The 15222-nt window shown below is 61.2% G+C and carries 13 protein-coding genes; 4 read left to right on the top strand and 9 right to left on the bottom strand.

Annotated elements, in window-relative coordinates; genetic code table 11:
- Window positions 1-25: 25 nt before the first annotated feature.
- From betB to betI, 3 genes are read right to left on the bottom strand one after another with little or no spacing between them, the layout of a single operon-like run.
- A complete protein-coding gene (gene betB, locus DDE76_RS02400) occupies window positions 26-1498 on the bottom strand; it encodes a betaine-aldehyde dehydrogenase (RefSeq protein WP_198650819.1) in 1473 nt (490 codons plus the stop codon).
- Window positions 1495-3012: a choline-sulfatase gene (gene betC, locus DDE76_RS02395; RefSeq protein ID WP_104893445.1), complete on the bottom strand. Its 1518-nt coding sequence runs from the start codon at window positions 3010-3012 to the stop codon at window positions 1495-1497. Before betC ends, betB begins: the two co-directional genes overlap by 4 nt.
- Window positions 3005-3598: a transcriptional regulator BetI gene (betI, locus tag DDE76_RS02390; protein ID WP_104894929.1), complete on the bottom strand. Its 594-nt coding sequence runs from the start codon at window positions 3596-3598 to the stop codon at window positions 3005-3007. Before betI ends, betC begins: the two co-directional genes overlap by 8 nt.
- A 101-nt stretch (window positions 3599-3699) precedes the next feature.
- Here betI and choX point away from each other — a divergent pair, with 101 nt between their 5' ends.
- From choX to choV, 3 genes are all read left to right on the top strand, one after another.
- Window positions 3700-4629, top strand: coding sequence for a choline ABC transporter substrate-binding protein (gene choX, locus DDE76_RS02385; protein WP_104893444.1), 930 nt, complete (start codon window positions 3700-3702; stop codon window positions 4627-4629).
- Between the two features lie 125 nt (window positions 4630-4754).
- Window positions 4755-5594, top strand: coding sequence for a choline ABC transporter permease subunit (gene choW, locus DDE76_RS02380; RefSeq protein ID WP_104893443.1), 840 nt, complete (start codon window positions 4755-4757; stop codon window positions 5592-5594).
- Window positions 5591-6649, top strand: a complete 1059-nt coding sequence (gene choV, locus DDE76_RS02375) for a choline ABC transporter ATP-binding protein (protein ID WP_104893442.1) — start codon at window positions 5591-5593, stop codon at window positions 6647-6649. The genes choW and choV overlap by 4 nt, the downstream gene beginning before the upstream one ends.
- 61 nt (window positions 6650-6710) lie before the next feature.
- Here choV and DDE76_RS19890 read toward each other — a convergent pair whose 3' ends face one another.
- Window positions 6711-8639 (bottom strand): alpha/beta fold hydrolase, encoded by a 1929-nt coding sequence (locus DDE76_RS19890; protein WP_245891774.1) that lies wholly within the window; start codon window positions 8637-8639, stop codon window positions 6711-6713.
- A gap of 167 nt (window positions 8640-8806) precedes the next feature.
- Between DDE76_RS19890 and hisD (DDE76_RS02360) the strand changes: the two genes are divergently transcribed.
- Window positions 8807-10105 carry a histidinol dehydrogenase gene (hisD, locus tag DDE76_RS02360; RefSeq protein ID WP_104893441.1) on the top strand — a complete coding sequence of 433 codons (1299 nt, stop codon included), beginning with the start codon at window positions 8807-8809 and terminating at the stop codon, window positions 10103-10105.
- A gap of 62 nt (window positions 10106-10167) precedes the next feature.
- Here the strand turns inward: hisD (DDE76_RS02360) and DDE76_RS02355 are convergent, their stop codons facing one another.
- The 5 genes from DDE76_RS02355 to hisD (DDE76_RS02335) all read right to left on the bottom strand — a co-directional run bounded on the left by DDE76_RS02355 (window position 10168) and on the right by hisD (DDE76_RS02335) (window position 15164).
- Complete coding sequence (locus tag DDE76_RS02355) at window positions 10168-10869, bottom strand: RraA family protein (protein WP_104893440.1); 702 nt, start codon at window positions 10867-10869, stop codon at window positions 10168-10170.
- A gap of 5 nt (window positions 10870-10874) precedes the next feature.
- Window positions 10875-11918, bottom strand: coding sequence for a cupin domain-containing protein (locus DDE76_RS02350; RefSeq protein WP_104893439.1), 1044 nt, complete (start codon window positions 11916-11918; stop codon window positions 10875-10877).
- 96 nt (window positions 11919-12014) lie between these two features.
- Window positions 12015-13085: a LacI family DNA-binding transcriptional regulator gene (locus tag DDE76_RS02345; protein WP_104893438.1), complete on the bottom strand. Its 1071-nt coding sequence runs from the start codon at window positions 13083-13085 to the stop codon at window positions 12015-12017.
- A complete protein-coding gene (locus tag DDE76_RS02340; RefSeq protein ID WP_104893437.1) occupies window positions 13070-13834 on the bottom strand; it encodes an SDR family NAD(P)-dependent oxidoreductase in 765 nt (254 codons plus the stop codon). The genes DDE76_RS02345 and DDE76_RS02340 overlap by 16 nt, the downstream gene beginning before the upstream one ends.
- A 1-nt stretch (window position 13835) precedes the next feature.
- Window positions 13836-15164, bottom strand: a complete 1329-nt coding sequence (hisD, locus tag DDE76_RS02335; RefSeq protein WP_104893436.1) for a histidinol dehydrogenase — start codon at window positions 15162-15164, stop codon at window positions 13836-13838.
- Window positions 15165-15222 lie beyond the last annotated feature (58 nt).

The following is a 15222-nucleotide window of genomic DNA, read 5'->3' as shown; positions in this document are numbered from 1 at the left end:
GGCACGCATGCCGCGGCCTTCCAATTTAGAAAGGCGCCTCGACGTCACCCATGGCGACGTAGACCGATTTGAGCTGCGAATAATGCTCGATGGCGGCGCGTGAATTTTCCCGGCCCACGCCCGACATCTTGACGCCGCCAAAGGGCGCCTCGACCGGAGTGAGATTATAGGTGTTGATCCAGCAGGTCCCGGCCTCCAACCGGGCCACGACCCGATGGGCACGTTTGATGTCGCTGGTGAACACACCCGCTGCCAGACCGAATTCGGTCGCATTGGCGCGCACGATGACCTCGTCCTCATCCGCGAATTCGAGCACCGACAGCACCGGCCCGAAAATCTCCTCGCGGGCAATGGTCATCTCGTCGGTCACGCCATCGAAGATGGTCGGCTCGATATAGTTACCCAAGGCATAGCGCTCGCCCTGCGGTACCCCGCCGCCCAGCACCAATTGCGCACCCTCGGCCTTGCCGGTTGCGATATAGGCCAGCACCTTTTCGCGCTGGACCGCACTCACCATCGGCCCGATCTGCGTCCCGGGATCCAGCGGATTCCCTATCACCGCATGGCGGCTGCGCTCGACCAGCCGCGCAACAAACTTTGCCCGGATATCGCGATGCACAAACACCCGCGTGCCATTGGAACAGATCTGCCCCGTCGAATAGAAATTGGCGTTGATCGCCGCACTCACCGCATTTTCGATATCCGCATCCTCGAAAATGATCAGCGGCGACTTGCCCCCCAGCTCCATCGTCACATGCCGAATCCCCTCGGCGGCGGCGGCATAGACCTTGCGCCCCGTGGGCACCGAACCGGTCAGCGACACCTTGTCGACGCGCCTGTCCGCAATCAGGCTCGCTCCGACATCACCATAGCCCTGCACGACGTTGAACAGCCCGGCCGGCGCACCGGCCTCGATCAGGATCTCGGCCAGTTTCAGCGCGCCGAGCGGCGTCATCTCGCTGGGCTTGAACACCATGGCATTGCCGCAGGCCAGCGCCGGAGCTGCCTTCCAGCAGGCGATCTGGGTCGGATAGTTCCAGGCGCCAATCCCCACGCAGACGCCCAGCGGCTCACGCAGGGTATAGACGAAATCCTCGCCCAACGGCATGGTCTCGCCCGTGATGCCCGCGGCAATACCCCCGAAATATTCCAGCGCCTCGGCGCCCGACAGCGCATCGGCCACCAGCGTTTCCTGGATCGGCTTGCCGGTATCCAGCGTTTCAAGTTCCGACAATTCCGGATTGCGCGCGCGGATCATGTCGGCCGCCTTGCGCAACACCCGCCCGCGCTCGGCCGGCCGCAGGGCCGCCCATTGCTTCTGCGCACGCGACGCGGCGCTCAACGCCTTGTCGATGATGGCCGGCGTGGCCGAATGCAGCACGGCAATGGTTTCGCCGGTTGCGGCATAGACACTAGCGATCTCGGCCCCGGCGGGGTCTTCGACATATTGACCATCGATGAAATGGCTCGCTTTGGGCTGGGCGTTACGCATGCTCATTCGCCTCGCGGATAGCGTTGATTGTGTTCCAGGACATTGAGGTCCATGTGATTGCGCATGAAGCGCTCGGAGGCCCGCTGCAGCGGCTGGAAATCCCAGGGAAAATAGGCGCCATTGCGCAGCGCCTCATAGACGATCAACCGACGGGCCTGGCTTTCGCGCACCGCGGCATCGAAGGCGGCAAGGTCCCAATTCTCACTCACCATGGCCGCAAACCGCTCCGCTTGAGCGGCATGATCGGGGTCGCTCGCCAAATTGCGCAACTCATGCGGATCGGCATTGAGGTCGAACAATTGCGGTGGGTCGAGTTCGCAATGGATGTACTTCCACTGCCCCTGCCGGATCGCCACCAACGGCGCCTCGGACCCTTCTGCGGCATATTCCATCAGCACCGGCGCCGTACGGACCTTACCCCGGGCCAGCGGCACCAGCGTTTCCCCATCGGTCCAGGGCAGGATGTCGCCCAGATCAATCCCGGCCAGGTCCGCCAGCGTCGGATTGACATCCATCGTACTGACCGGGGTTTCGATCCGCCCCGCAGGCAAATCAGGCGCGGCGATCATCAGCGGCACGCGCGCCGAGCCATCGAGGAAGCTCATCTTGAACCACAGCCCGCGCTCGCCCAGCATATCGCCATGGTCGGACACGAACACGATGATCGTGTTTTCGGACTGCTCGGTTGCCTCAAGCGCGCTCAACACCTCCCCGATCTTGTCGTCGATATAGGAGATATTGGCGAAATAGGCCCGGCGTGAACGGCGGATATTGTCTTGCGCGATGTCGAACGAGCCGGCATCGCTCGCCTCGAGCAGGCGGCGCGAATGCGGGTCCTGATCGGCCAGCTCGAAGGCGGGCACCTCGGGGTCGAGATGCGCACAATCCTCATAAAGGTCCCAATATTTCCGTCGCGCCACATAAGGGTCGTGCGGATGGCTGAAGCTCACCGTCAGCATCCAGGGCCGCGCGTCCTGCCGCCGGCCCAGGTCGTAGATCTTGCGCGTGGCGTGATAGGCCACCTCATCGTCATATTCGAGCTGATTGGAAATCTCGCCGATCCCCGCACCGGTCACCGAGCCGAGATTGTGATACCACCAGTCCACCCGCTCGCCCGGCTTGCGATAATCGGGTGTCCAACCGAAATCGGCCGGATAGATATCCGTTGTCAGCCGCTCCTCGAAACCATGCATCTGGTCGGGGCCGACAAAATGCATCTTGCCCGATAGCGCTGTGGAGTAGCCTGCACGACGCAGATGATGCGCATAGGTCGGGATATCGGAGGCAAATTCGGCCGCATTGTCATAGACCCGGGTGCGATGTGGCAATTGGCCGGACATGTAGCTTGCCCGGCCGGGCGCGCAGAGCGGCGAGCCGGTATAGGCATTGGCAAAGCGCGCAGAACGGGCCGCCAAAGCTTTCAAGTTTGGCGCATGCAGCCACTCGGCCGGACCATCGGGAAACAGCGTCCCGTTGAGCTGGTCGGCCATGAGAACGAGAATATTGGGCTTATCAGCCAAGTCGATTTTTCCTTTCGAGCCACAATTCAAGATAGTCCTGAACCAGGGCTCTGGTTTCGTCCCGATCAGGGACCAGATCCTGCAAGGCGTGACGGATGTAGAAGCCGTCAATCAGCGAGGCCAGGCCCTGCGCGATCTGCTTTGCCGTCGCCTCGTCGAACAATTGACGCAAGTTGAACCGGAGGTTGGATTGCAGCCGCCCGGCATAGACATTGAGCAGCCGCCGGGCCTCACCCGACTGCAGCGCCCGCACGTAAAAAGCCAGCCAGGCCGCCACCACTTCGCGCTCAAGCTGGCTCGCCTCGAAGCTCGCGTCGATGATCCCGACAATGCGCTCATAGGGGTCAGAGACGCCATCAAGCCGCTTTCTCACGGCCTGCCTATACAGTTCAAGCACATGCCGCATTGTCGCTAGAAAGATCTTATCCTTGGTCCCAAAGTAATGCATAGCCAGGGCCGGAGACATTCCGGCCCGTTTGGCAATCTGGCTGACAGTAACGTCGAGAGATCCTGCCGCGGCGATCTCGGAAATCGTCGCGCGGATCATTGCCTGTCGGCGCAAAGGCTGCATTCCAATTTTCGGCATCTGGGCAGTTTTCCCGCTTCTGGGCTTTACATTGCCCATCATGTAGGTTTTGATTGAACAGTCAATCAACAAAATTCCAACCTGCACGCTGGAGCAAATCCATGATCAAACCTATCCTCACGCTGACGGGCGCCCTGGCCGTGTCGCTGATGTCGACCTCCGCCTTCGCCGCTGGTCAGTGCGAATCGGTCTCCTTCTCGGATGTCGGCTGGACTGACATCACCACCACCACCGCCGCTGCGCGGCAGGTGCTCGAGGCCCTCGGCTACGATGTGGACGTCAAGGTCCTTTCCGTACCCGTCACCTTCGCCTCGCTCGAAAGCGATGATGTCGATATTTTCCTCGGCAACTGGATGCCCGCCCAGACCGGCGCCATCACGCCCTATCTGGAAAGCGGCGAGATCGAGGTGATCACCACCAATCTCGAAGGCACCAACTACACCCTGGCCGTGCCCGAATACACTTTCGACAAGGGCCTGACCTCCTACAGCAAGATTGCCGATTTCCGCGAAGAGCTCGATGGCAAGATCTATGGCATCGAGCCGGGCAATGAGGGCAATGCCTATCTGGTCGAACTGATCGAGAACAACACCCATGGCCTGGAAGGCTTCGATGTTGTCGAAAGCTCCGAACAGGGCATGCTCGCTCAGGTCAACCGCCTGGTTGATGATGGCGAGGATGTCGTCTTCCTCGGCTGGGCCCCGCACCCGATGAATTCTGCCTTCCCCATTAAGTACCTGCCCGGTGGCGAAGACTTTTTCGGCGGCGAAGGCATTGTCCAGACCGTCACCCGCAAGGGGTTCGCCGAGGAATGCCCCAATGTGGGCAAGCTGCTTGAGAACATGAAGTTCTCCCTGCCCATGGAAAACGAAATCATGGGCGCGATCCTCAATGACGGTGAAGACGCCGGCGACGCGTCGCTGGCCTGGATGCAGGCCAACCCCGACGCCGTGCTGGCCTGGGTTGAGGGTGTCACGACGCTCGACGGTGGCGATGGCGCTGCCGCGGTCACGGCCGAACTCGGCCTTTAAGGCCGACGCGTCTTCGACACGTGACATAACTCTGATCCTGAGTGACCCCGCCCGCAATTGACGGGGTCACTCTCCCGGCCAGCCCTGCCAGATGCCTGGGCTGGACGCTTTGAGGGAGTACGGCTGTGGACTGGCTGACTGACAACAAGATTCCGATCGGCAAATGGGCCAGCAACTTTTTCGATTGGCTTCGGGACAATTTTTCCGGCGTGTTCGACGCCATGGCCGACGGCGCCGAGGCCCTGATTGAGGGGCTGCTCTGGCTGCTGCAGACGCCGCATCCGCTCATTATCATCGGCCTGTTTGTTGGTCTGACCTGGATCCTGCAGCGCAACTGGAAAACCTGCCTGCTGGTACTGGTCGGCTTCCTGTTCATCCTCAACCAGGAATATTGGGAGGCCACCACCGAAAGCCTCACCCTGGTGATGAGCGCTTGCCTGGTTTGCATGTCCATCGGCGTGCCCATCGGTATCTTCGTGGCCCACCGCCCCAAGCTTTATCGTTACCTGCAGCCGGTCCTGGACCTGATGCAGACCCTTCCCACCTTCGTCTATCTCATTCCGGCCATCGTTTTCTTCGGCATCGGCATGGTGCCCGGCCTGATCGCCACGGTCATCTTCGTGCTGCCCGCTCCGATCCGGCTGACCTATCTCGGCATATCCAGCACGCCGACGCCCTTGCTCGAAGCGGTCGATGCCTTTGGCGGCACCGGCACGCAGAAACTGATCAAGGTCGAACTGCCCTATGCTCTTCCCCAGATTATGGCGGGCCTCAATCAGACCATCATGCTCTCGCTGTCCATGGTCGTGGTCGCCGCTCTTGTGGGCGCGGACGGTCTTGGCGTTCCCGTGGTGCGGGCGCTCAACTCGGTCAACACGGCCCTCGGCTTTGAAAGCGGCTTCGTCATCGTCGTGGTGGCTATCATCCTTGACCGTATGCTGCGCATCGGGAGTGAACAGAAATGAGTGACGCTGTCGTCTTCGACAATGTGAGCATCGTCTTCGGCGATCATCCCGAAACCGCACTGCCGCTGATGGATGCCGGGCAGGATCGCGCCGAAATCCAGCAGGAAACCGGCCAGATACTGGGCGTGCATGATTGCTCGCTTTCCGTTCAGGAGGGCGAAATCCTCGTCCTGATGGGCCTGTCAGGTTCGGGCAAGTCCACCCTTTTGCGCGCCGTCAATGGCCTCAACCCGGTGGTGCGCGGCAATGTGCGGGTCAATATCGGCGACTGGACCTGCGACCCCGGCAATTGCAGCAAGGACGACCTTTTGCGCCTGCGCCGCGAATGCATCGCCATGGTCTTTCAGCAATTTGGCCTCCTGCCCTGGCGCAATGTTACCGACAATGTCGCCCTCGGCCTCGAGCTGGGCGGCATGAGCCGTGCCAAACGCGAAGCCAAGGTCAAGGAGCAGCTCGAACTGGTCGGCCTGGCTGACTGGGCCGACAGCAAGGTCGGCGAGCTTTCGGGCGGCATGCAACAGCGCGTCGGCCTGGCGCGGGCCTTCGCTACCGAAGCGCCGATTCTGCTCATGGACGAGCCCTTCTCTGCGCTCGACCCGCTGATCCGCACACGACTGCAGGATGAATTGCTCGAACTTCAGGCCAAGCTCAAGCGCACCATCATTTTCGTCAGCCACGATCTCGACGAGGCCTTCAAGCTGGGCAACCGCATCGCCATCATGGATGGCGGGCGCATCACCCAGGCTGGCACGCCCCAGGAAATCACGGCCAATCCGGCCAATGCCTATGTCGAGGACTTCGTCACCCACATGAATCCGCTGCGGGTGCTGCAGGCTTCGGACGTCATGCTCGCAAGCGCCGATGCGCCTTCCGCCACCCCGGACAACGAAGTTCAGGTCGTTTCCGATGCGCCGGTCGCCGATGTGATCGACGCCCTGTCTGATGGCGCAGATACCATTGGGGTCACCGACGAGGACGGCAAGGAGATCGGCTCGATCTCCAGCCAGCAGGTGGTCGACGCCCTGCGCTCCCGGGCAACACGCGACCCCGAATAGCCAGTCGGAACGACGGTCTGAAAGCAAGAACGGGAGCGGTCTGACCGCTCCCGTATTCGTATTATTCGGTCTCGGCGCCGTCTGCCAACTGTCCCAGCTTGACCTGGGCAAGCAGGCTTAGCTCGTCATAGACCGTCCATTCATCGACGATCTTGCCGTTCTTCCAGTGATAGTGGCTCATCCCCATCACCTGCACGCGCTTGCCGGTCGGATCGCCCAGCGTGCCCAGAATGCCATAGCCCAGATGGTGGCCTTCCATGATCCAGCGCACGGCAACCTTGGTGCCGCCCTCGTCGCACGGATTAGATGCCACATGCTGGATTTCATAGGAAGCGTCGGGCAGCGAGCCGATCAGCCCCAGATGCTGGTGAATGATGGCCGCGTGACCATAGAGCTCCTTCATCAGCGGACCGTGATACTGCGCGTTGGGCGCATAATCCTGCGCGATACGGCCGAACATGCGCTTGACGAAGATTTCATGCAGCATTTCGATGGTCTGGGCTTCCACATCATTGTGGGCCAGTGACGTATCGGCCTTCTCCGCCGGCGGGGTCTGGCCGACAAAACGACGGTTCTCGCCGATATCAAGCGAGAGCAGCCCCGCATCGAACTTGGCCTTGGCCGTGCGCATTGCGAAGGCATGCGGATCCAGGCCAAGCTGCTGGATGATGGCCATATTGTCGGCCACGACCCACTCCCGGTAGATCTTGTTCTGGAAGATCATGCAGTCCGCAATGGTGCGGCTGACAAACGGCTTGCCGGTCGGTGGTCCAAAATGGCCGTATTGGGTGTGACGGCCCGAACCGGTCACCAAATGGCTGGTGAAGAAACCTTCCTTGTCATTGCCGTTCCAGATCACCTGGGTGCCCATGCCGCGCCGCTCGGGAAAGCTCACCAGGCGCTGGATGGTGTCGCTCACGATGTCTTCACGATTGTAGATCGTGCCGGTCGTGCCATAGAGCACGCAATTATGGGTGTAGTGGGTGTAGATCAGCCCGATATCGCGCTCATCCCAAATCTTGTGGGTGCAACGGATGATGTAGTCGACAATGTCCGTATAGATATCGTCGAACCCTTCCATGGACTGGCCGCGCGGCCGGTTGGTCGGTGCCAGGTCGACATAGTCATGGCGCTCGACCTGCAGCACCTCTTCCTTTCCGGTGGCGGGCGTCGCCTTGCCCTTGCCGGTGCTGTCATTCGCGCTCATCTCAACTCCTTGGTCTGCTGCCTGCGCGGCATGGTGTGCATCTGTCCCAGCCAACCAGTCGCGCATATGTCGCGCCACTGCGGCAGGATTTTCAAGCGGGGCGAAGTGCCCAGCGTGTGGAATGGTGAAGAAACGAGCGCCAGCGATGCCGGCGGCGATTTCCTCATGCGCCGCGAGCGGGCAGATCTGTTCATGTTCACCCCCCAGGACCAGTGTCGGCACCTTGATCGCCTTCAGCCGGTCGCGGCTATCGGCGCGATGGATCGCTACTTCCGATTGCGCCGCCAGCACGTCGACGCCCGCATCCCGGGCCATTTCGACGATGATTTCCTTGAGTTTTTCGTCCCCCGCATTCGCCGGAGACACCAGCTTGCCCCAGGCATCCAGGATATAGCTATCCATTCCGGTTTTCCGGGCTTTTTCCACGACTTCGCGACGCACCTTGGCGTTGGCTGCAGGGTCCGGTCGCGGCGTCGTATCGATCAGCGCCAATCGCTCAATCCGCTCCGGCGCCTGCGCCATCATCTCGAGCGCGACAATCCCGCCCAAGGAAAAACCCAGCAACGCGAAACGCTTAGGCGCCTCTGCCAGCACCTTCATTGCCAATTCAAGCGTCGATTGGGCGCCGGTCATCTCCATGACCCGCATGTCCGGATGATCCAGTTCCGCCATTAGAGGCCCGAACAGGCGTGCATCACAAACCGTGCCCGGCAGCAACAACAGCGGTAACACCGCGGCCTCATTGCTTGATCTTCTCACCAGTGGCACTGCGTGTGCGTTCATCAAACCGTGTCGTCGGGCATCGACGAAAGATCGATCCCTCTCCCGCAAAAAACTCTGGCAAATTTTGAATACGTATGCAAGATCGAATTTCAGAGCTGCCGACTAGGTGGGCGCAAGCAAAGCGCCGTCCGCCCTGCAGCACAAATTCATGGCCTTTGGAGTTTGCAATGACCGCCCCCGCTTCTTCGCCCGTCCCCGGCGTAACCTATGTCAAGGCACCCGAGCGCTCCTCGGTGAGCGACAATGCGCCGGTTGAAACGCTGGTCGGCGAAATCATCGCCAATGTCCGCGCGCATGGGGATGCTGCCATCCGGGATTATTCGCTCAAGTTCGACAAGGCCGAACTGGAAGTCTTCGAAGTCACGGACGAGGAGCGCAAAGCCGCTCTGGCCGAGCTCGACCCGCAGACCCGCAAGGACACCGAATTCGCCATCGACAATGTCCGCAAATTCGCTGAAGCGCAGCTTGCCACCATCCTGCCGCTTGAGGTCGAGACCCTGCCGGGCGTTCATATGGGGCATCGCGTCATCCCCATCGAGCGCGTCGGTTGCTATGTCCCGGGCGGACGTTACCCCCTTCTTTCTGCCCCAATCATGACCATCGTTCCGGCCAAGGTCGCCGGCGTCGACGAGATCGTCGCCTGCCTGCCGCCCAACGCGCACAGGGCCATGATCGCTGGTTGTCACCTTTCGGGCGCAGACCGCATATTCAGGATCGGGGGGGCCCAGGCCATCGCCGCCATGGCCTATGGCACCGAGAGCGTTCCGGCGGTCAACAAGATTGTCGGCCCCGGCAATGCCTTCGTCAACGAGGCCAAGCGCCAGGTATTCGGTCCCGTCGGCATTGACCAGCTCGCTGGCCCCTCCGAAATCTTCGTGGTCGCCGACGCAACAGGCGACGCCGAGATGATCGCTACCGACCTGTTGGCCCAGGCCGAGCATGACATCCGCACCCGCGTCGGCCTCATCACCACCGACAAGGCTCTGGCAGATGCCGTGCAGAAAGAGGTCGAGGTCCAGCTTGAAACGCTCTCGACAGCCAATACTGCCCGCGAAGCCTGGATCAACTACGGCGAGATCACCGTCTGCGAAGACGAGGCGGCCATGATCGCCTATTCCGATCTCATCGCGGCCGAGCACCTGCAGGTGCATACCGCAGATGCCAGGGATTTTGCGAAAAAGCTGCGCAATTACGGGTCGCTGTTCATCGGCGAACTGGCCAGCGTGGTCTATTCCGACAAGTGCTCGGGCACCAACCACACCCTGCCCACCATGGGCGCAGGACGCTATACTGGCGGGCTCTGGGTCGGCGCCTATGTCAAGATCGCCACCCACCAGTGGCTCGATGAGCGCGGCGTTTCCCAGGTCGCCCCGCCCGCCGCGCGCCAGTCAGCCAGCGAAGGCCTCGAAGGCCACCGTCGCGCCGCCCAGTTGCGGCTCGACCGCATGCAAGCCAAGGCCAACTAGAAAAGAAGGGCCGGTGTAGACACCGGCCCTTTCTCATGTGGGTATGACAAGACGAGAGCGCCTCACTTGATCCCGTCGGCCTCTGCCCACGCCGCCCGCAGCTTTTCCACTGTGAACCCCGGCGCGCGTGCTGCTGACAGAATCGGCACTTCCTTGCGCATCACGACATCGATAGCTTGAGGCATGCGCTCGATATGTTCCGCCGGAATCACCACCGCGCCATGCCGGTCGGCATGGATCAGATCATCGGGCCGCACGCTCATCCCGAACACTGTCACCGGGCAATCCAGCTCGGTCACATGCACGAAAGCGTGGCTCGGTCCCACTGCCCCGGCGATCACCTGATAGCCCTCATCGAGCATGCCCAGATCGCGCAACACGCCATTGGTCAGCGTGCCGGCAACGCCCAGCCCCTTGTGCTGGGCCACCTGCATTTCGCCCCAGAAACCGCCGATCACATGGGGCCAGTCGGTATCCTCGATGACCACCACATTGGGGCCAGCCCCAGCCGAGACATATTCGTAATACTGCATGCGCAGCGCCCGAACATCTGCCGCCGGCTTCTGTGCCGGCGAGGAGGCGCGGATCTTCGCCGTGCGGGCAAATCCCACCACCGGCGGCAGAGCCGGATCAGCGCAGACCACGGGGTGCTTGGTAAAACCCTCCGCCGTGCGCCCGCCCATGACATGCTCAAGAGCATTGCAGACGGTTGGCGTATCCGCCTTGCGCAGAGCGGCGAGCGTTTCGCGGGTGATGGTGGGCATTGCGGCTACTCCGCTGCCTGCGCGGCCGCAAACACCGGCGCCGCCGGAGCCGCTGCACCGCGGATGACAAAGGCAACCGCTTCGGCCGACGCCGGGTTGCGGAAACCATGCATCAATCCGACAGGAACAGTCAGCGTGTCGCCCGCACCCATGACCAGCGAACCCCCGTCCCAGGTGAACTCCAGTGTACCGGACTGCACAAAGATCACTTCCTGCTCCGCACGGGCATGGGCAGGGATAACGGCGCCCGTTTCCAGCTTCAGGCGACGCAGGGTGAAGTCATGTTTCCAGTGCCCGATGATCGGCCCGGCCTTGATGCCGTCCTGCCCATCAACATCACCGATAACGCCGGCTTCCTCGACGCCTTCGCCAGCCAGCGGCGAGTTCGGATCGCCTTTGATGTCGTTCGCCTTGATGGCGTATTTGGCAAGTTCTTCCAACGGCGGCGTGGCGAGCGCCTTGAGTACCTCGGCGCTCGGCGGCTGCTCCAGTTCGGCGCCCTCCGGCACGGTCTCGCCCAAAGTGGTGTCGACCAGCTTGCCGCCCTTGAGCAGCTTCAATCCGTAGTCCTCGGCCATCTTGAACACGCTCGGCGCCCAGACCACCTTGCCCGGATCGTCATGGCCGAGCACGACGAACAGGAACCCGGTGCCTTCATCGAGCTTCTCGAAGCCGCGGAACATATGGGTTGGCACGGTGGCCACATCGCCCGGCTCGACATCGATATAGCCCTCGTCCTTGTCCGGACCAAAGACGAAACGCCATTTTCCGGTATGGACCACAAAAGTCTCTGCCGTCAGGTGGCTGTGCTGGGAATTGGTACAGCCGAAGGGTTGGCGCGCCGCGCCCACATTGAAGCCATGCGCCTCGGGAATATGCACCACCTGCGCCGGGTTTTCCGAAACGCCCGGCCCGATGATCGTGAAGTTTTCCTTCCGATCCGATCCCGGCGTGCGGGCATCGATAAAGGCATTGCGCAGCCCCTTGAGGTCAGCATAGCGCACCAGGCGCTTTTCCATATCGGCTTGGGTCCAGGTCTTCTGGGTCATGGTGTGATCCCCTTTCGGTCGGCAGGATAGCATTTTTGCATTCGTATGCAATATGCGTTTCAGATGTGGCAAAGCCATGTCCGCATGGACAATTCCTCAGCTTTTGCCAGGTTTGTAAATTCGGCGGCCGTCGATTTCGACTACGCCAGTCTTGGGCAGGCGCGCAGATGTCCGCACCATTAATTCGCCGCTCAAGATGCGGTGCTCAGCTTCGATCTCCCCGCTGGAAATCTGGCCCATCAGAATGTTGACTGTGGCTTCCACCATCCGCTTGAGCGGTTGGCTCATCGTGGTGATACCGTAAGACGTCCAGCGCGCCGGGCCCACATCGTCATAGCCGACAATGGAGAGGTCCTCCGGAATGGACAAGCCCAGTTCATATCGTGCGACGTCCATCACCGCGACGGCCATGTGATCATTGGCAACAAACAAGGCATCGGGACGGTTTGGCTGCGAGAGCATTTCTCTGGCAGCGGCCTCGGCCTCGGCGCGATCATAGTTCCCCACACCGATAGCAATCTCGTCGTGCCCGGCCTCGGCCAGCGCCTCCTGGTATCCGGCAAAACGGTCCCGATTGGTTGAAGAGCTCTCAACGCCCGAAATATAGCCGAAGCGTCTATGCCCGCCGGCGATCAGGAATTCCGCGATACGTCGTCCGCCCTCGCGATTGCGCGTTGTCACACTCGAAACTGCATCGCGTTCGGTCGTACGGTTAAACAGCACCACGGGAATGCCGGCCGTGGCACATTCTTCAGACAGATGGGAAGAAAGCGTCGTCGAGGCGAGAATGATCCCGTCGACGCGATATTGCATGAGCTGGTCAAACACCGGGTCGCTGTCTCGGTCCATATGGCCGGTGAACAACAGCAGACGGTAATTCTCCTTGACCAGCAAGCGTCCCAGTTCTTCGAGCACATCGGGATAGAACAAGTTTTCGAGGTAGGCCATCACAACCGCGATGATGCGCGAGCGATTGGTAATCAGCGAGCGGGCGATGGCATTGGGCCGGTAGCCCAGTTCCTGCGCCGCGGCCATGACCTTTTCCCGGGTCTTGGGGGAGATGGAAGCGCCAGGCGTAAAAGTGCGGGAGACGGCAGACTGCGAGACGCCTGCGCGCCGTGCAACCTGCGAGGAGGTCACCCCCGACTTTTTTACTCCGCTGTCCATCCGCCATCCACCAGAAGCGCCGTGCCGGTGATCAGCGACGCCGCGTCCGAGGCCAGAAATACAATTGGCCCCATGATATCCTCCACCCGCCCGAGCCGCCCCAGCTTGATTTTTGACAAAACCCACGAGCGGAAGTCGGGATCGCTCAGGTTCTTCGCCGTCAACTCGGTTTCTATGAAGGTCGGGCAGACCGTATTGATCCGAATATTGCTGGCCCCGAGCTCAATGGCCAAGGCTTTTGTCAGACCTTCAACAGCATGTTTGCTTGCTGCATAGACCGCTCGATTGGGTCCACCGACATGTCCCATCTGCGAGGACACATTGATAATCGAGCCCCCCTGCCCCGCGGCCTGCAATTTGCCGGCCACGGCCTGGGTCACGAACAGCGTCGCGCCCAGGTTTACCTGCATGACAGCCTGATAGTCTGCTGGCGTTACACCGGCCAGATCGCTGTGGCGCGCTGTACCGGCCGAATTGACCAGCACGTCGAATGGCGCGCTGTCAGCGACAAAAGTCCGAACGGCGTCGAAATCGGTGATGTCGAGCACGACACCTTCAACCGAATGCCCCGCAGCCGCCATCTGGTTGACGACTTGCGAGATATCGGCAGCGGTACGCGCCGCCACGGTGACATGCGCTCCAGCTTCTGCCAGCGCTACCGAGGCCCCCAGTCCGATGCCCCGTGTACCACCGGTGACCAGGGCACGTTTCCCATCGAGACGAAAGCTGGGGGTCTTTGGCAGGTGCATGCTAGTGGCCGGTCTTGCTGGTCGGGTGTGCAGCGGTACCATAGGGGACATTGCGTCCGCCATAGCGACGCACCCGAATATTGGCCTGCTCGGCATGGCCGACGAAACCTTCGAGCATGGAAAGGCGCGACCCGTATTCGCCGATCATCGCCGAAGCCGCATCGGTGGTGACGGTCTGCCAGGTACAAGTCTTGAGGAATTTGCCGACCCAGAGGCCACCGGTATAGCGGGCAGCCTTCATGGTGGGCAGCGTGTGATTGGTGCCGATGACCTTGTCGCCATAGGCCACATTGGTGCGCGGGCCCAGGAACAGCGCGCCGTAATTGGTCATGTTGTCCCGGAACCACATGTCCCGGTCGGTCATCACCTGCACATGCTCCGAGGCGATCCGATCGGCTTCCGCCAGCATCTCCTCATAGCTTTCGCACACGATTACCTCGCCATAATCGGCCCAGGATTTGCGCGCCATGTCTGCCGTGGGCAGGATCTCCAGCAAGCGCTCGATTTCCGCCATGGTGTCACGGGCCAGCTTCTCCGAATTGGTCAGCAGGATCGCCGGGCTGGTTGGGCCGTGCTCGGCCTGACCCAACAGATCCGTGGCGCAGATTTCGCCGTCAACGGTTTCGTCGGCGATGACCAGCGTTTCGGTCGGACCGGCAAACAGGTCAATGCCAACCCGACCATAGAGCTGACGTTTCGCCTCGGCCACAAAGGCATTGCCGGGTCCGACCAGCATATCGACCGGATCGATGCTTTCGGTGCCGATGGCCATGGCGCCGATCGCCTGGATGCCGCCCAGCACATAGATCTCATCGGCACCCGCCATGGCCTGAGCAGCAACGATAGCCGGCGCGGCTTTGCCATTGAATGGCGGCGCGCAGGTGATGACGCGCGGACAGCCGGCAACCTTGGCCGTCAGCACAGACATATGCGCGGAAGCCAGCAGCGGATATTTACCGCCCGGCACATAACAGCCCACCGCATTGATCGGCACATGCTTGTGGCCAAGCGTTACGCCCGGCAGCGTCTCGACCGCCAGATCGAGCATGGTATCTTTCTGCTTTTGGGCAAAGTTCCGGACCTGGGTCTGGGCAAACTCGATATCGACCAGATCCTGATCGGTGAGCTGCGCCTTGCAGTCGTCGATCTCTTTCTGGCTCAGCCGGAAATCGGCCCGATCCCACTTGTCAAACTTGAGCGAGAGTTCGCGGACAGCTTCATTGCCGCGCTTTTCGATATCGCCGAGTATGGATTCGACCGTCGCCCGGACCTGCCGATCCGCCTCGGCCCGTTCCTCGACATCTTTACCGCGTTTCAGCCAGACTGGCATGGGTGCTCCCCTCTCTAAGCAGTTTCGCAATTTGCATACGTATGCAATACAGCAAGTT

The organism is Devosia indica (assembly GCF_003056405.1).
Taxonomy (GTDB): Bacteria; Pseudomonadota; Alphaproteobacteria; order Rhizobiales; family Devosiaceae; genus Devosia; species Devosia indica.
Note: the sequence above shows the minus strand (reverse complement) of the source record. Positions and strands in the feature narration are given on the sequence as shown.

What these genes read in the sequence shown, in the direction of transcription:
- betB (WP_198650819.1), bottom strand. Translation starts at nt 1,498, where the DNA reads ATGAGCATGCGTAACGCCCAGCCCAAAGCGAGCCATTTCATCGATGGT.
- betI (WP_104894929.1), bottom strand. Translation starts at nt 3,598, where the DNA reads ATGCCGAAAATTGGAATGCAGCCTTTGCGCCGACAGGCAATGATCCGC.
- choX (WP_104893444.1), top strand. Translation starts at nt 3,700, where the DNA reads ATGATCAAACCTATCCTCACGCTGACGGGCGCCCTGGCCGTGTCGCTG.
- choV (WP_104893442.1), top strand. Translation starts at nt 5,591, where the DNA reads ATGAGTGACGCTGTCGTCTTCGACAATGTGAGCATCGTCTTCGGCGAT.
- DDE76_RS19890 (WP_245891774.1), bottom strand. Translation starts at nt 8,639, where the DNA reads ATGAACGCACACGCAGTGCCACTGGTGAGAAGATCAAGCAATGAGGCC.
- hisD (WP_104893441.1), top strand. Translation starts at nt 8,807, where the DNA reads ATGACCGCCCCCGCTTCTTCGCCCGTCCCCGGCGTAACCTATGTCAAG.
- DDE76_RS02355 (WP_104893440.1), bottom strand. Translation starts at nt 10,869, where the DNA reads ATGCCCACCATCACCCGCGAAACGCTCGCCGCTCTGCGCAAGGCGGAT.
- DDE76_RS02350 (WP_104893439.1), bottom strand. Translation starts at nt 11,918, where the DNA reads ATGACCCAGAAGACCTGGACCCAAGCCGATATGGAAAAGCGCCTGGTG.
- DDE76_RS02345 (WP_104893438.1), bottom strand. Translation starts at nt 13,085, where the DNA reads ATGGACAGCGGAGTAAAAAAGTCGGGGGTGACCTCCTCGCAGGTTGCA.
- DDE76_RS02340 (WP_104893437.1), bottom strand. Translation starts at nt 13,834, where the DNA reads ATGCACCTGCCAAAGACCCCCAGCTTTCGTCTCGATGGGAAACGTGCC.
- hisD (WP_104893436.1), bottom strand. Translation starts at nt 15,164, where the DNA reads ATGCCAGTCTGGCTGAAACGCGGTAAAGATGTCGAGGAACGGGCCGAG.